20 protein-coding genes are annotated in these 23,471 nt (G+C 69.9%); 10 read left to right on the top strand and 10 right to left on the bottom strand.

What is annotated here, in order from left to right; translation table 11 throughout:
- Positions 1 to 16: 16 nt before the first annotated feature.
- The 4 genes from ACZ418_RS25330 to ACZ418_RS25345 form a co-directional block, all read right to left on the bottom strand.
- Entirely contained in the window at positions 17 to 1,345 is a 1,329-nt protein-coding gene (locus ACZ418_RS25330; RefSeq protein WP_468366896.1) for a magnesium transporter MgtE N-terminal domain-containing protein, read from the bottom strand.
- 172 nt (positions 1,346 to 1,517) lie between these two features.
- On the bottom strand, positions 1,518 to 3,791 hold the full coding sequence (locus ACZ418_RS25335) for an APC family permease (protein ID WP_468366898.1): 2,274 nt from the start codon (positions 3,789 to 3,791) through the stop codon (positions 1,518 to 1,520).
- Between the two features lie 29 nt (positions 3,792 to 3,820).
- Positions 3,821 to 4,123 carry a SpoIIE family protein phosphatase gene (locus ACZ418_RS25340; protein ID WP_468367401.1) on the bottom strand — a complete coding sequence of 101 codons (303 nt, stop codon included), beginning with the start codon at positions 4,121 to 4,123 and terminating at the stop codon, positions 3,821 to 3,823.
- 371 nt (positions 4,124 to 4,494) lie between these two features.
- Positions 4,495 to 5,688 carry a polyamine ABC transporter substrate-binding protein gene (locus tag ACZ418_RS25345; protein ID WP_468366901.1) on the bottom strand — a complete coding sequence of 398 codons (1,194 nt, stop codon included), beginning with the start codon at positions 5,686 to 5,688 and terminating at the stop codon, positions 4,495 to 4,497.
- A gap of 176 nt (positions 5,689 to 5,864) precedes the next feature.
- On the opposite strand from ACZ418_RS25345, the gene ACZ418_RS25350 reads away from it, so the two are divergent.
- Positions 5,865 to 6,794: a LamG domain-containing protein gene (locus ACZ418_RS25350; RefSeq protein WP_468366904.1), complete on the top strand. Its 930-nt coding sequence runs from the start codon at positions 5,865 to 5,867 to the stop codon at positions 6,792 to 6,794.
- A gap of 60 nt (positions 6,795 to 6,854) precedes the next feature.
- On the opposite strand, the gene ACZ418_RS25355 is transcribed toward ACZ418_RS25350, so the two are convergent.
- Entirely contained in the window at positions 6,855 to 8,294 is a 1,440-nt protein-coding gene (locus ACZ418_RS25355; RefSeq protein ID WP_468366907.1) for a gamma-aminobutyraldehyde dehydrogenase, read from the bottom strand.
- Positions 8,295 to 8,464: 170 nt separating this feature from the next.
- Here ACZ418_RS25355 and ACZ418_RS25360 point away from each other — a divergent pair, with 170 nt between their 5' ends.
- The 7 genes from ACZ418_RS25360 to ACZ418_RS25390 all read left to right on the top strand — a co-directional run bounded on the left by ACZ418_RS25360 (position 8,465) and on the right by ACZ418_RS25390 (position 15,194).
- Entirely contained in the window at positions 8,465 to 8,986 is a 522-nt protein-coding gene (locus ACZ418_RS25360; RefSeq protein WP_468366910.1) for an Lrp/AsnC family transcriptional regulator, read from the top strand.
- 19 nt (positions 8,987 to 9,005) lie between these two features.
- Positions 9,006 to 10,370: an aspartate aminotransferase family protein gene (locus ACZ418_RS25365; RefSeq protein WP_468366913.1), complete on the top strand. Its 1,365-nt coding sequence runs from the start codon at positions 9,006 to 9,008 to the stop codon at positions 10,368 to 10,370.
- 197 nt (positions 10,371 to 10,567) lie between these two features.
- Positions 10,568 to 11,314, top strand: coding sequence for an ABC transporter ATP-binding protein (locus tag ACZ418_RS25370; protein WP_468366915.1), 747 nt, complete (start codon positions 10,568 to 10,570; stop codon positions 11,312 to 11,314).
- Entirely contained in the window at positions 11,296 to 12,681 is a 1,386-nt protein-coding gene (locus ACZ418_RS25375; protein ID WP_468366918.1) for a hypothetical protein, read from the top strand. The genes ACZ418_RS25370 and ACZ418_RS25375 overlap by 19 nt, the downstream gene beginning before the upstream one ends.
- A gap of 110 nt (positions 12,682 to 12,791) precedes the next feature.
- Positions 12,792 to 13,199 carry a VOC family protein gene (locus ACZ418_RS25380; protein ID WP_468366920.1) on the top strand — a complete coding sequence of 136 codons (408 nt, stop codon included), beginning with the start codon at positions 12,792 to 12,794 and terminating at the stop codon, positions 13,197 to 13,199.
- Positions 13,200 to 13,215: 16 nt separating this feature from the next.
- A complete protein-coding gene (locus ACZ418_RS25385) occupies positions 13,216 to 14,340 on the top strand; it encodes an LOG family protein (protein WP_468366923.1) in 1,125 nt (374 codons plus the stop codon).
- A gap of 161 nt (positions 14,341 to 14,501) precedes the next feature.
- On the top strand, positions 14,502 to 15,194 hold the full coding sequence (locus ACZ418_RS25390; protein ID WP_468366926.1) for an LAETG motif-containing sortase-dependent surface protein: 693 nt from the start codon (positions 14,502 to 14,504) through the stop codon (positions 15,192 to 15,194).
- Between the two features lie 70 nt (positions 15,195 to 15,264).
- Here ACZ418_RS25390 and ACZ418_RS25395 read toward each other — a convergent pair whose 3' ends face one another.
- The 5 genes from ACZ418_RS25395 to rlmN all read right to left on the bottom strand — a co-directional run bounded on the left by ACZ418_RS25395 (position 15,265) and on the right by rlmN (position 21,216).
- Entirely contained in the window at positions 15,265 to 16,062 is a 798-nt protein-coding gene (locus tag ACZ418_RS25395; RefSeq protein ID WP_468366929.1) for a maleylpyruvate isomerase family mycothiol-dependent enzyme, read from the bottom strand.
- Between the two features lie 25 nt (positions 16,063 to 16,087).
- The gene (locus tag ACZ418_RS25400) at positions 16,088 to 17,107 is read right to left on the bottom strand and encodes an ABC transporter ATP-binding protein (RefSeq protein WP_468366931.1); all 1,020 of its coding nucleotides are present in this window, start codon (positions 17,105 to 17,107) and stop codon (positions 16,088 to 16,090) included.
- Between the two features lie 58 nt (positions 17,108 to 17,165).
- Positions 17,166 to 18,767 (bottom strand): ABC transporter permease, encoded by a 1,602-nt coding sequence (locus ACZ418_RS25405; RefSeq protein ID WP_468367405.1) that lies wholly within the window; start codon positions 18,765 to 18,767, stop codon positions 17,166 to 17,168.
- Between the two features lie 47 nt (positions 18,768 to 18,814).
- Positions 18,815 to 19,891, bottom strand: coding sequence for a thiamine ABC transporter substrate-binding protein (locus ACZ418_RS25410; RefSeq protein WP_468366933.1), 1,077 nt, complete (start codon positions 19,889 to 19,891; stop codon positions 18,815 to 18,817).
- Between the two features lie 218 nt (positions 19,892 to 20,109).
- Complete coding sequence (gene rlmN, locus ACZ418_RS25415; RefSeq protein WP_468366936.1) at positions 20,110 to 21,216, bottom strand: dual-specificity RNA methyltransferase RlmN; 1,107 nt, start codon at positions 21,214 to 21,216, stop codon at positions 20,110 to 20,112.
- Positions 21,217 to 21,714: 498 nt separating this feature from the next.
- Between rlmN and ACZ418_RS25420 the strand changes: the two genes are divergently transcribed.
- Positions 21,715 to 22,380, top strand: coding sequence for a hypothetical protein (locus ACZ418_RS25420; protein WP_468366939.1), 666 nt, complete (start codon positions 21,715 to 21,717; stop codon positions 22,378 to 22,380).
- 103 nt (positions 22,381 to 22,483) lie between these two features.
- Entirely contained in the window at positions 22,484 to 22,669 is a 186-nt protein-coding gene (locus tag ACZ418_RS25425; RefSeq protein WP_468366941.1) for a hypothetical protein, read from the top strand.
- Positions 22,670 to 23,471: the final 802 nt, after the last annotated feature.

The following is a 23,471-nucleotide window of genomic DNA, read 5'->3' on the forward strand; positions in this document are numbered from 1 at the left end:
GGCGCGCGGCTTCGCATCAGGGGACGAGGCGGAAGACGCGGAAGCGGCCGCGTTCGGGTACGAGGGCGTCCACCAGGTCGTCGGCGAGGATCCGGCCGACGGGACGGTTGTGGTCGTCGACGACCACGACGGAATGGCGGCGGGTGTCGGTCAGCCGCTCGATCACTTCGCTCAGCGGCGCGTCCGGGGCGACGGTCACCGAGGGCGGCTCTTGGACGAGGTCAGCCAGCCGGGTGCCGGGTTCGGCGAGCAGCAGCCGCACCACCGGCACGTCGTCCACCAGCGCGCCGTCACCGTCGAGGACGCACACGGCGTCCAGGTCGGCGGCGTGCTCGGCCTGCCCGCGCAGCTCGGCCACCACGTCCGCCACCGACCGGTCGGCGGTGGTGGTGACCAGCAGGGACGTCATCAGCGCACCGGCCGTGCCCTCGGCGTAGCCCAGCAGCCTGCGCAGCCGGTCAGCCTGCTGAGGGTGCATCGCGCCCAGCAGCCGCTCCCGCTCCTGTTCGGGCACGTCGCGCAGCGCCTCACTGGCCTCGTCGGGCTCCATCTCCTCCAACAGCCGAGCGGCCTGTGCGGTGGGGGCCTCGCGCAGCAGCGCCTCGAGGTCGGCGGCGTGCATCTCCTCCAGCGCGTCCGCGGCCTTGCCGGGCTCGACCATCTGAAGCAGCTCGCTGCGCGGACCGCGGCCCAGGTCCTCCAGCAGGTCGGCCAGCTCCGCCGGACGCAAGGTCTTCAGGGCGGAGTTCGGGGCGCGCAGCCGCACCTGCCTCGCTGCGGTGCCCTCGCGCTCCGGGCCGCCCAGCGCCTGGATGGCGGCCCAGTCCAGCACTTTCTCCGGTGCAGGCCGCCGGTGCAGGCGACGCGGTCCGATGCGGCGCAGCAGGACCTTCAGCCCGACCTCTGCGCCCACCAGGTGCCAGGTTCCGTCCACGCGGGCCAGATACAGGTCCGAGGCGCGGATCACGCGGACCCCGTCGACGTCCACCAGCTGGTGGTCCAGTACATCGTGGGCGAGGCGTACCTCGCCGTCGCGCACCTGAAAGTCCCGCAGGTCCAGCCGGGCCGAGTTCAGCCGCACGCCGTCGGCGGCCAGGTCCGCGACCGCCGTGACCGGCACATAGGCGGCCCGGTGGCCGACCTTGACCACCAGCCCGGACACCGCCGGGTACCGTTCGCCGTTCCACCGGCAGATCACATCCAGCAAATGGCCGATCTCCTGACCGGCGGGGTTGACGACCACCACGCGCAGCAAGCCCGTCAACGAGACGAGGGCCTCCCGCACAGCCCTTTTGCCAAGGGCCCCGTCCTCGCGACGCTTCGGCCTGGCCGACTGCGGTTCCATTCCCGGCATGTTGAATACCCTCACGCACGCTTCGGATCAGGCAGACACCAACACGCCTGTGGCTGTTGGCTTCGTCCGCGCGGCGCGGAGTCGTGCGGGCTGGGGGATAGCCCGCCTGCTCCCTGTAGCCAGGCTGCCATTACGGCGGTTTCCCGTCCTTCTGGCGGCTCGCCTATCTGGGCAGGTGGAACGGGATGGTCGTGATGACGATCTTCGGCAGTGGTCGCAGAGCCCGCCGCAGTCGGGGGGCGGTCTGGTTGTGGAGGACGCGTTGCCACCAGTGACGCACGACGATCTCGGGGAGGATCACGGTCAGCGTGAGGTCGGGTCGCTGGTGGTGCAGGGTCTCGATGTAGTGGACCAGCGGGGCGACGATCGCGCGGTGGGGTGAGACGACGACCTCGAGCGGGAGGTGGTCGCCCCAAGTCGCCCAGTAGCCGCGGAAGCGTTCCGCCTCGGTCTCGGTCGGGCTGAGATGCAGGGCCAGGAGAGGTTGTCCGAGGGAGGCCGCGTATGCCAGGGCGCGCATGCCGGCGAGGTCGAGCCGGGCGATGGGCACGATGACCAGGTGGTTGACCTCCTCCGGGCGTTCCTCACTCTCGACTTCCTCTAGTTCCTCCGTCTCGGTGTCCGCTGCCATAGGGGGCATGGCAGTCGGCCGCACTTGCGGTCCGGAACCCGGTGCAGACTGTCGGGGCAGTTCGATGACGTGGGGGCGCAGGGTGAGGGCCTGGGTGCAGAGGTCGTAGTGGCGGCGGATGCGCAGGGCAAGCACGACGAGGAGTCCGATCACGAGGACGGCGACCCATGCGCCCTCGGTGAACTTGGTGATGCTTGCGGTGACGAAGACGATGGCGGACAGCAGGCCGCCGGTGGCGTTGAAGGCCAGGCTCTTGCGCCAGTGGGCCTGATCGCGGTGGCGCAGCCAGTGCACCACCATGCCGGCCTGCGACAGGGTGAACGCCAGGAACACCCCGACGGCGTACAGCGGGATCAGGGACTGCGTGTTGCCGGCGAACCCGACGAAGATTGCGATCGCGGCCAGCGCCAGGGCCAGGATTCCGTTGCTGAAGGCGAGCCGGTCGCCGACGCGTAGGAATAGGCGCGGTGCGTGGCCGCTGCGTGCCAGCAGGAACAGCACGCGGGGAAAGTCGTTGAAGGCGGTGTTGGCGGCCAGCAGCAGGATGGCGGCCGTCGCCGCCTGTACATAGCCGTACATGACTCCGGGGCCGAAGGTACGGCGGGCGAGTTGGGAGAGGACGGTCTCGTTGCCGTGCGGCACCACCCCGTCGAGGTGGACCAGCGCGACCGTGCCGCCGAACAGGATGATCAGCACGGTGACCATCCAGGTCAGCGTCGTACGGGCATTGCGCCACTCCGTCGGGCGGAATGCCGGTACGGCGTTGGAGATCGCCTCGATACCGGTCATGGCCGTGGATCCGGAGGTGAAGGCCCGCAGGACCAGCAGCAGGGTGACTCCTTCCGTGACCGGAAGCCGGGGCGTCGGCATGGGCTGGAATCCGCGGCCGGCCGCGTCGGCCAGCCCCACGGCCACAAGCGTGAAGACCGCGATGATGAACGCGTACGTGGGTGCCGCGAAGGCGGCACCCGCCTGGCGTACTCCGCGCAGGTTCCCCACCAGCAGGACGACGATCACCGCCACACCGATCACCACCGCGCTCGGGGCGAGTGCGGGCAGGGCTGAGGTGATCGCCTCGACCCCCGAGGCGATCGAGACGGCGACGGTCATGATGTAGTCGATCATCAGGCCGGCGGCGGCGATCACACCTGGCACCCGTCCGAGATTGTCGCTGGCCACGATGTACGAGCCGCCGCCGTGCGGGTAGGCGCGGATCGTCTGGCGGTAGGAGACGCCGACGGCGAGCATCATGAAGGCGATGACCGCGGCGATCGGCAGGGAGTAGCGCAGTCCGGCGGCGCCGCCGAGTACCAGCACTGCCAGCATTGCCTCGGGGCCGTAGGCGACCGAGGAGAGGGCGTCCGCCGACAGGACCGGCAGGGCCACCAGTTTGCGCATCCGCTCGGCGGCGATCGCGGTGCCCGCGAGCGGAGGGCCCAGCAGCACCCGCCGGACGTGGTGGCCGACGCGTCCGAGCGGCGACGGTGGGGCCTCAGCTTCCTCTTCTGCCTCGACGGCTGGCAGGCCGGTGAGGGGTACGAAGCGACCGAAACGCTTCGGGCGCACGGCGTCCGGGTAGCCGCCGAGGTTGGGATCCACCGGCAGCGCGGACCGCCACGCTTCGGGACCCTCCAGCACCTGCCCCCACTCGCGTCCGACGTAGCGCAGGATCTTCAGGTCTCGCTCACTGAGCGTCGGCAGCAGGGCATCCGGGCTCGGCGCGCCCGCAGCGGAGGTGTCCGCGCTGTCCCCGCTGCCGTTGTCCGTATCCGAAGAGCGACCACGCCCGACTTCCATGCGGATCATGTACCCGATACCTGGACAGTAACCACCAATCACAGGATGGTCGCTGCGGGCGACCGGAGCGCCGCGAGGCCGGGTGGGGGAAGGCGCAGGGTGAGGAGGGCGACGTCGTCGGGGTAGCGTTCGGTGAGGAGTCCGGCGAGGAGTTCATCACAGAAGGCGGGCAAGGGTTCGCGGGCAAGGGCAGCGGCGTGCTGGCGCAGTCGGGTCAAGCCTGCGTCCAGGGATTCGCCGCGGCGTTCGATCAGCCCGTCGGTGTAGAGCCGGAGGGTGGAGCGGGCGGGCAGCGGCTGGGGCCGGCTGAACCTCCAGGTGGCGACCCGTGTGTGGAAGATGCGGCGCCGGCTCCACTGTCCCCATCACCGTGGGGAGCGGGACGCGCTCCGCCGAAGTGGCTCGTCAGGCATCACGCAGACCACCGGCAGCGGTTCGAAGGCGATGGCCTGCCGCACACCGCAAGTGTCCTGCTCCGAGCGGTTCCTCCGCACCGTGGAACTCGAAGCCTCGCCTGGCAGCAACCACCGATCACCACCGACAGCGGCATGAACCTCGGAATCCCCTACCCCCGGGACCGATCGAACGCGGCCCGAGCCACCTGCATCGAGTCGATGCGCCGGCACCTCTGAAAGCCCCCGTGATCTTGGTGCCAGCTATCCCTCTTTTGTGCCAACTAAAAATCCTCGTCACACCCGGCCAGGGCCGCAGGTTACAACCCCACGATCCTGTTCCACCGCTCGGCGAACTCCACCCGCTCCGTGGCGGTGATGTCCCGGGCGATCACCAGGCGCCTGCGCATGGCGGAGTCCGGGAAGATCAGGGGGTTGTCGGCGAGGGCCGCGGTGTCCTTGTCCTTCGAGGAGGCCAGGACGTCCCGGGCCGCGGGCACGGGGCAGACGTAGTTGACCCAGGTGGCGAGCTTCGCGGCGACGGCGGGGTCGTAGTAGTAGTCGATCAGGCGCTCCGCGTTGGCCTTGTGGCGGGCCCGGTTGGGGATCATCAGGGAGTCCGACCACAGCTCGGCGCCCTCCTCGGGGACGACGAAGCGGATGTCGGGGTTGTCGGCCTGGAGCTGGATGACGTCGCCGGAGTAGGCCTGGCAGGCCAGGACGTCCCCGCTCACCAGGTCCTTGGTGTAGTCGTTGCCGGTGAAGCGGCGGATCTGGCCGCGGTGTACCTCGCGCTCCACCTCGTCGCAGACGGTGTGGAAGTCGTCCGCCGTCCATTTGGTGATGTCCACGCCGTTGCCCTGCATGAGGAGGGCGAAGGACTCGTCCAGGCCGGAGAGGAGGGTCACGCGGCCCTTGAGGTCACTCGCCCAGAGGTCCTTGACGTGCCGGATCTCGCGGCCCAGCTTCTTGCGGTCGTAGGCGATGCCGGTGATGCCCGACTGCCACGGCACCGAGAACCGGCGGCCCGCGTCGAAGGCGCACGAACGGAGCAGCGGTTCAAGGTACTTGGCCACGTTCGGCTGGTGGGCGCGGTCCATCTCCTGGACCCAGCCGAGGCGGACGAACCGGGCGCACATCCAGTCGCTGATGACGATCAGGTCGCGGCCGGTGGACTGATGGTTCATCAGCGCGGGGCTGATCTTGCCGAAGAACTCGTCGTTGTCGTTGATCTCCTCGACGTAGTCCACGGAGATCCCGGTGCGCTTCTCGAACGCCTCCAGCGTGGGCCGCCGGTTGGGATCGTGGTCGTCGGTGTCGATGTACAACGGCCAGTTCGCCCAGGTCAGTTTCCTGTCGCCCACGGACTCGTCGGCGACGGCCCGATCACCGGGCGCGACATAGGCGGCGGGCACCCCACAGCCGGCCAGGGCACCGAGCGCGGCGGCGCCGCCAAGTGCGCGCAGAAGGGAGCGGCGGGACATCGGCGACGTACGAGAGAAAGTCCGGGGCACCCCTGAAGGATGCCGTCCCGCCGCAGGGACCGGCAATCGACGCTGCGTCGAGCGTGCCACCGACGGCCCGACACCCTGTCGATCAGGGCCCGTTGCCGGGGTACGGAAACGTAGGACCGGTTGTTCGTCCCACATCGCACAGTGCCTCGGCCGCTTCCCGGGAGGACGATGGCCGGGTGCTGCCACTGGGGAAGCGGCGCCGGGAGGCGCGGGAGGAATCGGCCCGTTTGCAGGGCCAGTTGACGGCATTCGGCGAGCTGCTGGCCGGGCATCCGTTCGCCACCGACCGTCCGGGGACCACGCACGTGATGGCCGTCGAGTACGCCCGTGCGCTGGACGCCTATGAGAAGGCCACCCGGGAGGCCGAACGGAACCCGGCCCTGGCCAGGCAGGAGCTGGACGAGGGTCTCGCGGCGCTGAACCGGCTCAACGCCCGCCTCGTCGGGGCCCCGCCGACCGACGACACGGCGGCGGCCGAGCCACGGGACAGGACGGAGCGGGCCAGGACATGGCCAAAGAGAGCGGGAGACGAACGCGAAGCCCGTCACATCCCGGCCGTCGGGGCGGCGAAGCCGCGGCTGCGGGATCGTTACGCCCCGGAGCAGCTGCTGCTGCGGGCAGCCCTCACCGTACTGGCCGTCTACGGCCTGCTCGTCGGCTTCGTGGCCGGCTGGGTGCAGGCGTTCGTCTGCCTGGTCGGCACCAATCTCGGACTCGGGCTTGCCGGTGGCGGGTTCGTGTTGTGCATGCCGGCCTGGGAAAGCTGGGGTGCCCTGCGAGGGGGACGGGTCCTGGCCCGCTACTCGCACACCGAGAGAACCTTCTCCACCAGAACCCCGTGGGAACAGCACTACGTCCATGTGGATGCGGACGGCCGCGAGCTGACCTATCGGCGCGGAGTGCCCAGCGATTCGCTCGCCCCGCTGCCGAGCCGCCGGCTGTGGCTGGTGGCGGGCGGGAACCCGGTGCTGATCTCCTCCACGCAGCTCTTCCTCTCCCCGCTGCTGGTGCTCGTCGGCGCCCCGCTGTTCCTCGGCGGCCTCGCGCTCACCCTGGCGGCCTTTCCCGGCGCGCTGGTCGGAGCGCTGACAGGCCACCAGTGGTGAGCCGGCCCCCGGACGGGAAAGGTAACCCGTCCGGGGGCCGCGCGCTGCTGTTGCCCGAGCTCACTCGCCCAGGGACGTCATCACGTGCTTGATCCGCGTGTAGTCCTCGAAGCCGTACGCCGACAGGTCCTTGCCGTAGCCGGACTTCTTGAAGCCGCCGTGCGGCATCTCCGCGACCAGCGGAATGTGGGTGTTGATCCACACGCAGCCGAAGTCGAGCTTCTTGGACATGCGCATCGCGCGGGCGTGGTCCTTGGTCCACACCGAGGAGGCGAGGGCGTACTCCACGCCGTTGGCGTACTCGACGGCCTGGTCCTCGTCGGAGAAGGTCTGGACGGTGATGACCGGGCCGAAGACCTCCTTCTGGATGATCTCGTCGTCCTGCTTGACGCCGGAGACGACGGTCGGCGCGAAGAAGTAGCCCTTGTCGCCGACCCGCTTGCCGCCGGCCTCCACGCGCGCGTGGGCGGGCAGCCGCTCGATGAAGCCCTCGACCTGCTTGAGCTGGTTGGGGTTGTTGAGCGGGCCGAAGAGGACGTCCTCGTCGTCCGGCCGGCCGGTCTTGGTGTCCTCGGCGGCCTTGGCCAGCGCCGCCACGAACTCGTCGTGGATCGACTCGTGGACGAGGACGCGGCAGGCGGCCGTACAGTCCTGGCCGGCGTTGAAGAAGCCCGCCACGGAGATGTCCTCGACGGCCTTGGCGATGTCGGTGTCCTCGAAGACGACGACCGGGGCCTTGCCGCCCAGCTCCAGGTGGACCCGCTTGAGGTCCTTGGACGCCGACTCGGCCACCGACATGCCGGCGCGGACCGAGCCGGTGATGGAGGCCATCGCCGGGGTGTCGTGCTCGACCATCAGCCGGCCGGTCTCGCGGTCGCCGCAGACGACGTTGAAGACGCCCTTGGGCAGGATCGAGCCGACGATGTCGGCGATCAGGACGGTGGAGGCCGGGGTGGTGTCCGAGGGCTTGAGCACCACGGTGTTGCCGGCCGCGATCGCGGGGGCGAACTTCCACACCGCCATCATCATCGGGTAGTTCCAGGGCGCGACCTGCGCGCAGACGCCGACCGGCTCACGGCGGATGATCGAGGTCATCCCCTCCATGTACTCGCCGGCCGAACGGCCCTCCAGCATCCGCGCCGCGCCCGCGAAGAAGCGGATCTGGTCGACCATCGGCGGGATCTCCTCGGAGCGGGTGAGCCCGATCGGCTTGCCCGTGTTCTCCACCTCGGCCGCGATCAGTTCCTCGGCGCGCTCCTCGAACGCGTCCGCGATCTTGAGGAGGGCCTTCTGACGCTCGGCGGGGGTGGTGTCGCGCCAGGCCGGGAAGGCGCGGGCGGCGGCCTCCATCGCGGCGTCCACGTCCGCCTCACCGGACAGCGGCGCGGTCGCGTACGCCTCGCCCGTCGCGGGGTTGACCACCTCGGTGGTCCGTCCGTCGGCGGCGTCCCGGAACTCACCGTCGATGTAGTTGCGCAGACGACGCAGCTCGGTGCTCACTGCCGGCCTCCTGATCTGGTTCTTTCCGTCCACTCACTGAGACACCCACCCTAGCCGCCGTGTCCACGTTTTCAACACCCCCACGCCCGCGAGTTCTGCGAAATCCGCACGAGGGGGAGTCTCAAACAACGGATTTCATCAAACGGGGCTTGCGAAACTGTCGAGACCTCGTGCACAGTGAGCTCGTGGCCAGTCGAAGCGCAGACCAGAGGGACTCCACCCGCGAGTCCAGGAACGGCGGCACCCCCCAGCTGGACGCCGTCTCCCTCGCCATCATCCAGCAGCTCCAGGAGGACGGCCGCAGGCCGTACGCCGCGATCGGCAAGGCCGTCGGCCTGTCGGAGGCGGCCGTGCGCCAGCGCGTCCAGAAGCTGCTGGACCAGGGCGTGATGCAGATCGTCGCCGTGACGGACCCGCTCACCGTGGGCTTCCGCCGGCAGGCGATGGTCGGGATCAACGTCGAGGGCGATGTCGAGTCGATCGCGGACGCGCTGACCGACATGTCGGAAGTCGAGTACGTGGTGATGACCGCGGGCTCGTTCGACATCCTCGCCGAGATCGTCTGCGAGGACGACGACCACCTGCTGGACGTCATCAACAAACGCATCCGTGCCCTGCCCGGCGTGCGCTCCACCGAAAGCTTCGTCTACCTGAAGCTGAAGAAGCAGACCTACATGTGGGGAACCCGATAACCGTGAGGACCCGATAACCGTGAGCACCAAGGACCTCAGCCGCACCGCGTACGACCACCTGTGGATGCACTTCACCCGCATGTCCTCGTACGAGAACTCCCCGGTCCCGACCATCGTCCGGGGTGAGGGCACCTACATCTACGACGACAAGGGCAAGCGCTACCTCGACGGTCTCGCGGGTCTGTTCGTGGTCCAGGCCGGTCACGGCCGTACGGAACTCGCCGAGACCGCCTTCAAGCAGGCCCAGGAGCTGGCCTTCTTCCCGGTGTGGTCCTACGCCCACCCGAAGGCCGTCGAGCTGGCGGAGCGCCTGGCCGACCACGCCCCGGGCGACCTCAACAAGGTCTTCTTCACCACCGGCGGCGGCGAGGCCGTCGAGACCGCCTGGAAGCTCGCCAAGCAGTACTTCAAGCTGGTCGGCAAGCCCACCAAGCACAAGGTCATCTCACGTGCGGTCGCCTACCACGGCACCCCGCAGGGCGCCCTGTCCATCACGGGTCTGCCCGGCCTGAAGGCGCCGTTCGAGCCGCTCGTCCCGGGCGCGCACAAGGTGCCGAACACCAACATCTACCGCGCCCCGATCTTCGGCGACGACCCCGTGGCCTTCGGTCGCTGGGCCGCCGACCAGATCGAGCAGCAGATCCTCTTCGAGGGCCCGGACACCGTCGCCGCGGTCTTCCTGGAGCCGGTGCAGAACGCCGGCGGCTGCTTCCCGCCGCCGCCCGGGTACTTCCAGCGCGTGCGCGAGATCTGCGACAAGTACGACGTGCTGCTCGTGTCGGACGAGGTCATCTGCGCCTTCGGCCGCCTCGGCACGATGTTCGCCTGCGACAAGTTCGGCTACGTCCCGGACATGATCACCTGCGCCAAGGGCATGACCTCGGGCTACTCCCCGATCGGCGCCTGCATCATCTCCGACCGGCTCGCCGAGCCGTTCTACAAGGGTGACAACACCTTCCTGCACGGCTACACCTTCGGTGGCCACCCGGTCTCCGCCGCGGTGGGCCTCGCCAACCTCGACCTGTTCGAGCGCGAGAACCTCAACCAGCACGTGCTCGACAACGAGGGCGCCTTCCTGCAGACGCTGCAGAAGCTGCACGACCTGCCGATCGTCGGCGACGTCCGCGGCAACGGCTTCTTCTACGGCATCGAGCTGGTGAAGGACAAGAACACCAAGGAGTCCTTCAACGAGGAGGAGACCGAGCGCGTCCTGTACGGCTTCCTCTCCAAGGCGCTGTTCGACAACGGCCTGTACTGCCGTGCCGACGACCGCGGCGACCCGGTCGTCCAGCTCGCCCCGCCGCTGATCTCCAACCAGGAGACCTTCGACGAGATCGAGCAGATCCTGCGCGCGACGCTGACGGAGGCGTGGACCAAGCTCTGAGCCTGATTCGTCCGATCAGCTGATCTACACCGGCCCCGGTGCCGTCCGTTCGAGTGGGAACGGCGGCCCGGGGCCGTGTGTTGTCAGGCCTCCCGACGACGGCTGCCTAGCGTTCCAGTGACCGATCGGCCCAGCCTTCGTTCCCCCACACGAGGGATGAGGCACGGGAAAACGGATCAGAACCGAGGTGTACGCCCATGGAGGCCGAGGCCCCGCCGGACAACGACGTGCTCTGGGCACGCTCCCTGCACTTCAGGCACCCCGACGGCTCCCCGGGACTCGCCGGGATCTCGCTCGGCGTGCGCGTGGGCGAGATCCTCGCCGTCACCGGCCCGCGCGGCAGCGGCAAGACGACCCTGCTGCGCTGTCTGTCCGGCCTGGTGCCGGTGGACAGCGGCGAGGTGTGGTTCAACAGCGTGCCCATGCACACCTTGGGCCCGCTGCGCCGGGAGCGGCTGCGCCGGGACCGCTTCGGCTGGATCGACCCGGCGCCGGTGCTGGTCCCCGAGCTGAACGTCTGGGAGAACGCCGCGCTCCCCCTGATGCTGCGCGGCACCAGCCGCCGCAGGGCCAAGGTCGCCGCGCTGGAGTGGCTGGAACGGCTCGACGTCGGCGACCGGGCCCGCAACCGCCCGCACGAACTCCAGCAGGCCGAGCGCCAGCGCGTCGCCATCGCCCGGGCGCTGGCCCCGGCACCCACGGTCCTCTTCGCCGACGAGCCCACGGCTCCGCTGCACCGCGCCGACCGCACCCATGTGCTGCGCACGCTCACCACGGCCGCCCGCTCGCACGGCATCACCGTGGTCCTCGGCACGCACGACGCCGACACCGCCGCCCTCGCCGACCGCACCGTGGCCCTGCTGGACGGCCGGCGCGTCAGCACCGTGCACCTGCCCGACGCCCCCGAGACGGAAGGCCGCGCCGCGTGGTCGCTCTCCGTCTGACCGGGGCGGCCCGGCCCGCCGTCCAGCTGCGCCGCCTGCTGGTGTCGGCGGCGGCCGGCGGCACCGGCTTCCTCCTGCTGGCCTGCCTCGGCTACGCCGTCAACCACCCGGAACACTCGGACGCCGCCGCGCTGCGGCTCGCCTGGTGCGCGGTGCCGCTCGCCGCCACCGTGTACTTCGCGCTGGCCGTCGCCCGCACCGACCCCGGCACCCGGCCGCGCACGGGGCTGTCCGCCGTGGGCCTCGGACCGGCGCGTCTGATGGCGATCTCCGCGCTGACCACGGCCCTGTCCTGCACACTGGGCTCGCTGCTGGCCCTGCTGGCCTTCCTCTACCTGCGCGGCGACCTCACGGGCACGCCCTTCGACGGCGCGACGGCGGACTTCCTGGCCGCGGGCAATCACCTCCCCGTCCCGGCGGCCCTGACCCTGCTGGGCCTGGTCCCGGCCCTCGCCTCGGCCACGGTGGCCCTGACCCTCCGCCCCAAGGACCCCCGCCCGGCCACCCCGCTCCTGCGCAGATACGGCCGCTTCGGGGCGTACGGCTACTCGGTGGCACGAGAGACCTTCGGGGCCTACGGGAGATTCGGGGCACGTGGGCGGCCGGGGGCCGGTGGCTCCCGGGACGAGCACGGGCAGATGGCCGACGACGAGCAGTCGGGGGGCGCACACGACGACAGCGAGCGGCCCGGTCGCCGACCCGCAGGCGCACACGACGGCAACGACGACTCGCCGGGCGGCGAATCCGGCCCCGAGTCCCCCACCCCGGTCGGGGACTGGACCGACGGCACCCCCCAACCCCCCAAAGACGCCCCCACCGGCCTTCCCTGGGGCGTCGCCCTCCTCGCCACCGGTCTCGCCGCCCAGGCCTACGCCGACCACGCGCACGCCGCCCTGCTCCTCGGCCGGCTCCTCACCGCGACCGGCCTGGTGCTGGCCGCCCCCGGCCTGACCCACCTGTGCGGCCGGCTCCTGCAGTGCTCCCGCCCCGGCGCCCTCCGCCTCCTGGCCGGACGGGTCCTCATGACGGAGGCCACCCGCATCGGCCGCCCGCTCGGCGTCGTCTGCGCGGTCGCGTCCGCCGGCTACGCCATGACCACGCCGTACTCCGGCTCGGCACCGACGTTCGGCCCGCTGACCACCCTCGGCGCGCTGCTCGTCACCGGCTGCACGGTCGCCACCCTCCTCACCGCGGCCGTGGAGACGCGCCAGTGCCGGGCCGACACGACCGCCGCGCTGCTCCGCCTCGGCGCCCCGGCCTCGATGCTGCGCGCGGCCGCGGCGCTGCGCGCGGCGGCCCTGCTGGCGCTGTTCGGCCCGCTCACCCTGTCCGTCGCCTCCCTGGCGGCTCTCCCCCTGGACCGGTGAAAAACATCTGCGGCGACCGATGAGTTCTCCCGGGACCCCCGGTCTACCCACCGAACACGCTGACCCCAGCACGCACGGACCACCACGGACCGCCTCGGGAGAGACACCTCATGTACCAGCAGATGATCTTCGTGAACCTGCCCGTGAACGACCTCGACGCCTCGAAGAAGTTCTTCACGGAGCTCGGCTACTCGATCAACCCGCAGTTCAGCGACGAGAAGGCCGCCTCCGTGGTGATCAGCGACACCATCGTCGCGATGCTGCTCACCAAGCCGTTCTACGCGACCTTCACCGAGAAGGAGATCGCCGACGCCACGAAGACCAGTGAGGTGCTGGTCGCGCTGAGCGCAGAGAGCCGCGAGAAGGTGGACGAACTGGTGGACAAGGCCCTCGCCTCGGGCGCCACCCCGAGCGGCCGGACCCAGGACCTCGGCTTCATGTACGGCCGCGCCTTCGACGACCTCGACGGCCACACCTGGGAGGTCATCTGGATGGACCCGGCCGCGGTCCAGGGCTGACACCTAGCATGGGCGGGTGCATCCGACACCCGCCCAGCCGAACCGTGCCGCCCGCGACCGTGAGATCGAGTCCCTCGCCGAGTTCGACGAGGTCGTCGCCGAGCACGGCACACTCGTCCAGTACCGCGTCCAGGCCGTCGATCTGACGAGCCGTACGGACGTCCTGCTCACCACCGACACGACCGGCGCCGTCTTCCTCGGCTGTCCCATGGACGCCGAGGCGGCCACCGCGGTGCGCGCCTCCGGGGCCCTGGTGTTCCCGCCGGTCCCGGGGCTGCCGTTCGACCCGTACCGCGGTTTCGTCTATGCGCCCGGCGAACTCTTCGACTCGCTCGACGAGGGCTACGAGGCGACTCCGGACGCCCAGGCCTACGCCTGGTTCCAGCAGACCAAGGCCGACGGCGACATATTCGCCTCGATGCTCCGCTCGGTCCACGACGACGCCGTCTCCGACGCCCTCGACGAACTCCTCGTCGGTGCCCGAGTGGTGGGCGTCATGGGGGGCCACGCCATGGAGCGCGGTGCGGGTGCGTATGCCGGCGCCGCCCGGCTCGGCCGGGAGCTGACCCGTGCCGGGTTCACGGTCGCCACCGGCGGCGGTCCCGGCGCGATGGAGGCGGCGAACCTCGGCGCATACGCCGCGCCCTTCCCGGACGAGATGCTGGACGACGCGCTCCGACTCCTCGCCAAGACGCCCTCGTTCCGGCCCTCCGTCACCGACTGGGCGCGCGCCGCCTTCGAGGTCCGCGAGCGCTGGCCCGGCGGCGGCGCGTCGGTGGGCATCCCCACCTGGTTCTACGGCCACGAGCCGCCGAACGCCTTCGCCGCGCACATAGCCAAGTACTTCGCCAACGCCACCCGCGAGGACGGCCTGCTGGCCCGCTCGAACGCCGGGGTGGTCTTCCTGCCTGGCGCCGCCGGGACCGTACAGGAGATCTTCGACAACGCAACGCCGAACTACTACGGGTCGCGGGGGGAGCCGACGGCGATGGTGCTGGTCGACGAGGCGCACTGGACACGTGAGTTGCCGGCCTGGCCGCTGTTGCGGGCACTCGCCCGGGGCCGGTCGATGGAGTCCCGTATCACCCTGGTTGACCGGATCGAGCAGGCTGCGGACGCGATCAAACGTCTCGGTGCGTAATAAGCAAGTAAAGCCAACGTCCGTTGGCGGCATATGCGTTGACACTGCTTATGGAGCGCTTATAGACCTGTGAGCCTCTTGGGGGTGGTGAGGCACTCACCTCATCCGGTGCCTCAACTCCCCCTGAACCCCCCGCAGTTGCACTCTGTAAAGGACAAACGTTGTCCATAACTCACCGTGGCGTACGCCGTTCCGTGCGCGCTCTGGGTGTTGTCTCCGCTTCTGCCGCGGTCGTGCTGGGTCTGTCCGGCTCGGCGTTCGCGTGCAGCATCCAGGACTTCAAGGCCGAAGCCAAGTGCGACGGCCAAAAGGGCATCATCGTCGTCACCGACACCGACCGCTCCGGCACCCCGGCCCAGGTCACCGTGTTCCTCGAGAGCAACGGTGGCGTCGAGACCCAGGTGGGCAAGCACGAGGTCAAGGGCTCGGCCGAGGGCACTTCGGTCACCTTCCCCGAGGACTGGAAGCCGAACGCGACCTACCGCATCCACATCAAGGCGGCCAACATCCTCGACGCGGACATCAAGCAGAACCTGGTGACCCCGTCCACCGCCTGCAAGACCGAGAGCTCCACCCCGACCCCGCCGGCCTCCTCGACGCCGAAGCCGTCGCCGTCGACGTCCGCCCCGGCCGAGTCGGCGACCCCGACCCCGTCGGCCTCCGGCTCCAGCTCCGCGCCGGCGGGCACGTCCAGCAACGCACCGTCCCCGGCGGCCGGTGACTCGAACCTCGCCGAGACCGGTGCCAACTCCAACACCGGCCTGATCGCCGGCATCGCGGGCGCGCTGGTCGTCGCCGGCGGTGGCGCGGTCTGGTTCGGCATGCGTCGTCGCGGGGCCCGCGGCAACGGCTGACCCCCTTGCACGACAGGTACTGCGCCGCGGCCCGTCCTCCTATCCCCAGAGGACGGGCCGCGGTCGTGTGTCAGCCGAAGCTGGCCCGCTTCCGCCAGAACTCCAGCAGCTCACGCTCGCCGAGGATCTCCAGGCCGGGGGCGTCCAGCGGCAGCCGGTTGTAGAAAGCGAGCAGCACGGAGGTGAGCGGGCCGCGCAGGGCGACCGTGGCCTTCTCGTGGCCGCGCCGCCAGCTCATGCCGTCCTCGCGCAGCTCGATGAGCCACTCGGCGTTCAGCGCCGGGTCGGTGTCGGTGGCGTGCAGATGGATGCTGCGGTCCGGGCCGCGCAGCTCCTTGGCCCACTCCCGCACCCCGGTCCGCTGCACCCACTCCACGAGCTCCAGCCACTCGTCCAGCGTGTCGGCGGCGACCTCGGGCGCGACCTCGTAGGGCGCCCCTACGGTGAGCGCGGCGTCCGCACGGTGAACGGTGATCTCATGGGTCATCCGGCGGGCCCAGAACGCGCTCGTGGACGTGCCCGTCCAGGACCACACCTTGGCGTCGGGACCGGCCTCGCGCAGCGCCCCGACGACCAGCTCGCCGGTCTCCGCGAGCCATGCGTCGAGGGCTGCCGCGTCCCCCTCGGCCTCCGGTCCCCCGCCGAGCGGTACCTGGTCGTGCGGAACCATCTCCTGGGCCCGGGTCCCAACGAGTGTGGCCGCCCAGCGCAGGGCGCCGCCCATGTGCCGTACGAGCTTTTCCAGCGTCCACTCGGGGCACGTCGGCACGGTGGCCGCCAGGTCCGCGCCCGAGGTCACCAGTGCCCTGAACTGGCCCACCTGGAGCGCGATTTCATCGCAGTAGCGATCGTGTGCGAGCAATGTCATGCCCCTCACCCTAGGGGCCCGGCGCTCAGCCGAGCACGACCGTTTCGGTCGCGTCGAACTCCACGCCGACCGACGCGCCGACCTCCGGCGCCTCCCGCAGCGCGCAGGCCGCCTCCAGGCGCGGCCCGTCCGCGGGCTGGAGGTGGACGGCCACATGGGTGCCCTTGAAGGTGCGCGCGGTCACCGTGCACGGCAGTCCGGCGTCGGCCGCCACGAGCCGTACCCCGGCGGGCCGGACGAGCAGGGTGCGCGCGCCCTGCGGGGAGCCGTCGGGGACCGGCAGCTTGCCCCAGGGGCTGTCGGCTGCCGTACCGGCGACGGTCGCCTCGGCCACGTTGTCGAAGCCGAGGAAGCGGGCCACGAAGGCGTCGGCGGGCCGCTGCCACACCTCGAGCGGGGTGCCGGACTGCGCGATCCGCCCGTCCCGCATCACCACCACCCGGTCGGCCAGCGCGAACGCCTCGCCCTGGTCGTGGGTCACGGCGAGCACGGTCGTACCCAACCGGCCGAACAGCTCCCGCAGTTCGACCACCAGGCGTTCCCTGAGCGAGCGGTCGAGCTGGCCGAGCGGTTCGTCCAGCATGAGCAGCCGGGGCCGGGGCGCCAGCGCCCGGGCCAGGGCCACGCGCTGCTGCTCGCCGCCGGACAGGGCGGCCACGGCCCGCCGGGCGGCCCCGGGCAGGCCGACCAGGTCCAGCAACTGCCTGACCTCGGCGTCCCGTTCGCCCTTGGCGATGCCGTGCATGCGCAGCCCGAACGCCACGTTCGCACCGACGTCCCGCTGTGGGAAGAGCTGGTGGTCCTGGAACATCAGACCGACGCCCCGCCGGTGCGCGGGCACACCCGACTGGTCGCGGCCGTCGAGCAACACCCGCCCGCCGGAGAGGCGTTGGAGTCCGGCGACCGCCCGCAGCAGGGTCGACTTCCCGCTGCCGCTGGGGCCCAGCACACACACCACCTCGTGCTCGGCGACGTCGAGATCGACCGCGTCGAGCACGGCCCGCCCGCCGAAGCGCACGGTCGCGGCATCGAGGCTCAGCAGCATCGAGAACCCACCCGTCCGGTCAACAGCATCGAGAACCCACCCGTCCGGTCAGCAACATCTAGAACTCCCCCGTCCGGTCGGTGCGCAACCGCTCCAGGAGCAGCAGCGCGGTGCCGCACACCACCATCAGAATGGTCGAAAGGGCCATCGCCTGGCCGTAGTTGAGGTCTCCGGGGCGGCTGAGCAGCCGGGCCACGGCAACCGGGAGCGTGGGATTGTCGGGCCGGGCGATGAACACGGTCGCCCCGAACTCGCCGAGCGAGACGGCGAACGCGAACCCGGCCGCGACCAGCAGCGCCCGCCGCACCAGCGGCAGGTCCACCTCCCGCCACACCCGCCAGGGCGAGGCCCCGAGCACGGCGGCGGCCTCCCGGAGCCGGACGTCCACCGCGCGCAGCACGGGCAGCATGGTCCGTACGACGAAGGGGGCACCGACCAGCGCCTGCGCGAGCGGGACGAGGATCCAGGACTGTCTGAGGTCCAGCGGCGGCTTGTCCAGGGCGATCAGGAAGCCGAAGCCGACGGTCACGGCGGAGACGCCGAGCGGCAGCATCAGCAGCGCGTCGAAGCCCCGCACCAGTCGTCCGGCGTCCCGCCGGGCCAGCGCGGCGGCGGCGAGACTTCCTACACCCACGGCGATGGCGGTGGCGGCGACGGCGTACTGCAGCGAGGTCCACACCGCGTGCACGGGCGCCACCAGGAACGTACCGCCGTCGGAGTTCGTCAGCGCCCGGTAGTAGCCGAAGTCCGGCGCGTCCAGGGAGCGGCGGACCAGGACGGCGAGGGGCAGGACGAGCAGCAGCGCGATGGTGACGAGGACGCCGGCGAGCAGGGCCCACTGCCCGGCGCCGCGCGGGCGGCGGGCGGTCGACTTCGGGTCGACGAGCCGCAGGGCGGTCTCCCGGCGCCGCACCGTCCAGGCGTGCACGGCGAGGATCGCGCCGACGGCGACGAACTGGACGAGGGTGAGGACGGCGGCCGTGGAGAGATCGAAGACCTCGGAGGTCTGCCGGTAGATCTCCACTTCGAGGGTGGAGAAGGTGGGGCCGCCGAGGATCTGGACGATGCCGAAGGAGGTGAAGGTGAACAGGAACACCATCAGCGCGGCGGCGGCCACGGCGGGCGCGAGCGCAGGGAGGGTGACCTTCCGCCAGGCGCCGAGCGGAGACGCACCCAGCATGCGGGCGGCCTCCTCCTGGCGGGGATCGAGCTGGGACCACAGCCCGCCGACGGTCCGTACGACGACCGCGTAGTTGAAGAAGACGTGGGCCAGCAGGATCGCCCACACCGTGGTGTCCAGCCGTACGCCCCACAGGTCGTCCAGCAGCCCGCCGTGCCCGACGAGAGCGAGGAACGCGCTGCCGGCGACGACGGTCGGCAGCACGAACGGGACGGTGACGACGGCCCGCAGCACCTGCTTGCCGGGGAAGTCGAGACGGGCGAAGACATGGGCGGCGGGCAGCGCGAGCAGCAGGGTGAGCGCGGTGGAGGCGAGCGCCTGCCAGGTGGTGAACCACAGCACGTGCCGGATGTCCGGCTGCGTGACCACGTCCGTGATCCGCCCCAACTGCCAGGTGCCGTCGACCTTCAGCCCGCGCGCGAGGATCGCGGCCACGGGCCAGGCGAAGAACAGCGCGAAGAACGCGACGGGCAGGACCATCAGTCCGAGCCGCGCCGCGCTCCCGCGCATGTCCCTCGTGCGGGGGGCTACTTCAGTACGAGCGAGGTCCACGACTTGACCCACTGGTCACGGTCGGCGGCGATCTTGCCGGGAGCCATGGTCTCGGGGTGCTGGGCGGCCGGCCCGTACTTGGTGAAGTCGGCGGGCACCTTCGCACCGTCGACCACCGGGTAGACGAACATGTTCAACGGCATGTCCTCCTGGAACTCCTTGGAGACCAGGAAGTCGATGAACGCCTTGGCGCCCTTGGGGTTCCGGGCGTTGCTGAGCAGCCCGGCGAACTCGATCTGCCGGAAGCAGGTGCCGTACGACACGCCCGTCGGGGCGGTGCTGGGCCGCTTCTTGGCGTAGATGACCTCGGCGGGCGGCGAGGAGGCGTACGACACGACGAGCGGCCGGTCACCGCCGGCCTTCTTGCCCTCCGACGAACCCGAGAACTCCTGGTAGTACGCCTGCTCCCAGCCGTCGACTACCTTCACGCCGTTGGCCTTGAGCTTCTTCCAGTAGCCCTGCCACCCGTTGTCCCCGAACTGCGCGGCGCTGCCCAGCAGGAAGCCGAGGCCGGGCGAGGAGGTGGCGGCGTTCTCGGTGACCAGCAGGTTCTTGTACTCGGGCTTGGCGAGGTCGGCGAAGGACTGCGGCGGAGTCAGCTTGTGCTTGCTGAAGTAGGCCTTGTCGTAGTTGACGCAGATGTCGCCGTAGTCGATCGGCGTGACCCGGTGCTTGTCCTTGTCGAGCTGGTAGGCGGCGCCGGTCTTGTCGAGGCCCTTGGCGGTGTACGGCTGGAAGAGGCCGTTGTCGAGGGCGCGGGACAACAGGGTGTTGTCGACACCGAAGAAGACGTCGCCCTGCGGGTTGTCCTTGGTCAGGATGGCCTTGTTGACGGCCTGCCCGGCGTCGCCGTCCTGGAGGTTGCGGACCTTGTACCCGGTCCGCTGCTCGAAGTCCTTCAGCACGTTCTTCGAGATATGCCACGAGTCGTGGCTGACCAGGGTGACGGTCTTGGAGTCCGCGGACGACTTGGTGGCGCCGCCGGAACCGCACGCGGACAGCGTGATCAGGCCGAGCCCGACCGCCACGGCCACGAAGGTCTTGTTGTGCACTTGGATGTCCTCCTGGGGTTGGCCAGGAAGAGACGCGGCCCTGCCCGGGCCTTTGTGGAAAGGACCCCGGGCAGGGCGCAACAGCTTGAGTGATGACCGAACTCCCTACCCAGAATGACCTGGGCGAGGTTCAGAGGGTCTGCGGCCCTGTCCGCCGCACTCTCAGCGCTGTGGCGCTCCCCTGTCGGAATATGAAGATGTGATGGACGGTGGCCAGATTACCGCTCGGTGGCCGCCAGCTGACCACAGGCCCCGTCGATCTCCTGGCCCCGGGTGTCCCGGATGGTCACGGGCACACCATGGGCGGCGATGGCCTCCACGAACGCCTTCTCGTCCGCGGGCCGCGAGGCGGTCCACTTCGAGCCCGGCGTCGGGTTCAGCGGAATGAGATTGACGTGCACGGGCTTGCCCTTGAGCAGCCGGCCCAGCCGGTCCCCTCGCCAGGCCTGGTCATTGATGTCGCGGATGAGCGCGTACTCGATGGACAGCCGACGCCCGCTCTTCTCGACGTACTCGAACCCGGCGTCCAGCACCTCGCGCACCTTCCAGCGCGTGTTCACGGGGACGAGGGTGTCGCGCAGCTCGTCGTCGGGCGCGTGCAGGGAGATCGCGAGCCGGCACTTGAAGCCCTCGTCGGCGAACCGGTGGATGGCCGGCACGAGTCCGACGGTGGACACGGTGATGCCCCGCTGGGACAGCCCCAGCCCGTCGGGGGCAGGATCGGTGAGCGCCCGGATGGCACCGACCACGCGTTTGTAGTTGGCGAGCGGCTCCCCCATGCCCATGAAGACGATGTTGGAGAGCCGTGCAGGCCCACCGGGCACCTCTCCGTCCCGCAGCGCCCGCATCCCGTCCACGATCTGGTGGACGATCTCCGCGGTGGACAGATTCCGGTCGAGGCCCGCCTGCCCGGTCGCACAGAACGGGCAGTTCATCCCGCATCCCGCCTGCGAGCTGATGCACATGGTGACCCGGTCCGGGTACCGCATCAGCACGGACTCGACGAGGGTGCCGTCGAACAGCCGCCAGAGCGTCTTGCGGGTGGTCCCCTCGTCGGTCGACAGATGCCGGACGACGGTCATCAGCTCGGGGAACAGTGCGTCCTGGAGCCTGGCGCGCGAGCCCGCGGGGATGTCGGTCCACTGCTCCGGGTCGTGCGCGTACCGCGCGAAGTAGTGCTGCGAGAGCTGCTTGGCACGGAACGGCTTCTCCCCGATCTCGGCCACCGCGTCCTTGCGCTCGGCGGGCGTGAGATCGGCAAGGTGCCGCGGCGGCTTCTTGGCTCCGCGCGGGGCGACGAAAGTGAGTTCTCCGGGCTTAGGCATGGCTGTACCAGTGTCGCAGATCCACTTGGGTGACCTGCGGCTGCCGGTCGCTACGACTGTCATTAGTAGGCGTCACCGGTCGCCACTGAGCGGCCTCGGACGGCCCAGGGACGGCCCAGCGAAGATCACTCGTCGGCTGCCCGCCACTCATCTCCCGGCAACGGTATCGGGCCGCACCGACAGCGGTCTCCCACGTGCGAAGGGATGCTCTGTGCGTGACGCTGGGATCATGACCCGGTATCGCGCGATCGCATTCCCGCCGTCCTTGATGGGTCGCCGAAGGGGCGTCCAGCTCGCGCGTGAAGCAGGACGGTGCCGATGAACGAACGTCCCAACCAGTCGGGTGATCGGCCTGGGCAGCCGTGGGACAACTCGGCTGCGCCTTGGCGTAAGGGACGCGGGAGGCCTCAACCGCCGAGCGGCCCTCCACCTGGCCCCATCTACGGGCCCCCAGCGTCTGCCCCACCTCCGCGACGCCCATGGTGGCGCGCGCCTCGCGTGGTCGTCGGTCTTGCCGTTGCCGTCGCCGTCGTTGCGGTCACTGTGGTGCTTGCCGTTGTTCTCCGCGGCGGCAAAGGCGAGAAAGTGCCGCGCGTCAGCTCGTCCGCCGCGGCTCTGCAATCCGCGAAGCATGTCGCGCTGACACCCCCGGACTGGGGTTCTGGTTTTGTGCAGGCCAACCCTTACGAAAACGATGATTTGGTTGTCTTTTTCCTCGACAGCCGTTGCAAAAGCGTGCAGGAGCCGCTGGTCAATGGCCTTGCGGAAGTGACGCGAAACGTGAAGACATCGGACGAGACCATCTATGCCAACTCTTCGGTCACTGTTTACAGCTCGCCCGCCTTCGCTCAGGCGGACGCCGTCCGAATTCGACAGGATGGCCAGCGGTGCCCGAAACAGACCGACACTTTGAGTAAGGCACGGTGGGAAGGCGTTCACGAGGTCGCCGTTCCAACATTGAAGGGTCTTGACGACCTCGCGGTTGAGGAAGGGCGTCAGACCGCGGATCAAACAACCGGCAAGACCACGAACCAGTTCTACACACTTCTCACAGCCCGCCAAGGGCAGTACCTGATGCAGGTGTACGTCACTCGCGCTGACTCGCAGGACGGGAATCTCAACGATGCGATCAACGCCCTATCGACCATGTTGAGGCGTCTTTAAGGAGGGCCCAGCCGAGCGTGGCTGAGCCCTCCTGGTCCGATGGGCTGTGGGGGTGCGGTGTGATCACCCTATGGGTCCTGGCAACAGCGAGACGGATGCAGGCGTGGCCGACGACATGATCGTCGCTGGGCGGATCATCCTCGGGCTTAAGACGCTACGCGATCACCTCGGCTGCTCTCTGCATGAAGCCCTCGACGCCTACGTCGCACGCTACGAGGTGCTGCGACGGGAACGTCCGGCCGACTTCACTAAGAGTCACGAGGAGTACTGGGCCAACTTCTACTCATGACCCGACGCGATCTTAAAAACCGTCGTGGCGCGAGTCACCGTGGGTTCAAATCCCACACCCACCGCGCAGATTGACGGCCTTTGACCAGGTGAAATGATCAGGGGCCGTCGTGTTGTCAGATGCCCGCCCGGCACCGTGGTTCCCCGTGACTTCCCGCCCGATCGGGCACGGATGGGGCACGGCCACCTTCTGATCCGTAGCTCCGGAGAGATCGGTCAATGAGGGCATGGAAGTGCCCCCTCCTTGCGGCGCAACCGCAGATAGGGGACTTCTTCCGTGTGGGCTACTTCTTGCCGTGGGACGCGTGGTGGCCCGGCTTGTGGTGGCCCGGCTTGTGGTGGCTCGGCTTGTGGTGGGTTGGCTTGGGGTGGCACGGATCCGGGTCGATGACAGTCGGGTCCGTGGCGGTAACGGTGCCGCCTCCGCTGACGGTCGCGGTGTTGGTGACCGTGCCGGTGGCGGTGCGGGCGACGCGGACCCTCAGGGTGATGGGCGGGTAACTGCTCCCGACGGCCAGGACGTTGCTGCGTGTGCAGGTGAGGGTGGACCGGGTCGAGCCAGGAGCGCACGAGGAAGGCGGTGGATCGGGTGTTTCTGCCGGCCCCACATGAGCCTGACGGCCAGAGACGGCCCAGTGACCCACACCAGGCCCCCTGTCCGCGCCGAACGCGCTGGTAGGGGGCTTGTTGCTGCCCAACTACTGCCAGTTCTCCGGGCTTAGGCATGGCGTTACCAGTGTCGCAGATCAAACTCCGTGACCTGCGACCCATGGCTCGTGCGGTGGCCGCCCGATCAGGAGGAG

The sequence above is a fragment of the Streptomyces sp. NPDC030820 genome, from assembly GCF_055572075.1.

Bases quoted from the DNA above. Each gene is read 5' to 3' on its own strand.
- ACZ418_RS25330 (WP_468366896.1), bottom strand. From the start codon at position 1,345: ATGGAACCGCAGTCGGCCAGGCCGAAGCGTCGCGAGGACGGGGCCCTT.
- ACZ418_RS25335 (WP_468366898.1), bottom strand. From the start codon at position 3,791: ATGATCCGCATGGAAGTCGGGCGTGGTCGCTCTTCGGATACGGACAAC.
- ACZ418_RS25370 (WP_468366915.1), top strand. From the start codon at position 10,568: ATGGAGGCCGAGGCCCCGCCGGACAACGACGTGCTCTGGGCACGCTCC.
- ACZ418_RS25380 (WP_468366920.1), top strand. From the start codon at position 12,792: ATGTACCAGCAGATGATCTTCGTGAACCTGCCCGTGAACGACCTCGAC.
- ACZ418_RS25395 (WP_468366929.1), bottom strand. From the start codon at position 16,062: ATGACATTGCTCGCACACGATCGCTACTGCGATGAAATCGCGCTCCAG.
- ACZ418_RS25400 (WP_468366931.1), bottom strand. From the start codon at position 17,107: ATGCTGCTGAGCCTCGATGCCGCGACCGTGCGCTTCGGCGGGCGGGCC.
- ACZ418_RS25405 (WP_468367405.1), bottom strand. From the start codon at position 18,767: ATGGTCCTGCCCGTCGCGTTCTTCGCGCTGTTCTTCGCCTGGCCCGTG.
- rlmN (WP_468366936.1), bottom strand. From the start codon at position 21,216: ATGCCTAAGCCCGGAGAACTCACTTTCGTCGCCCCGCGCGGAGCCAAG.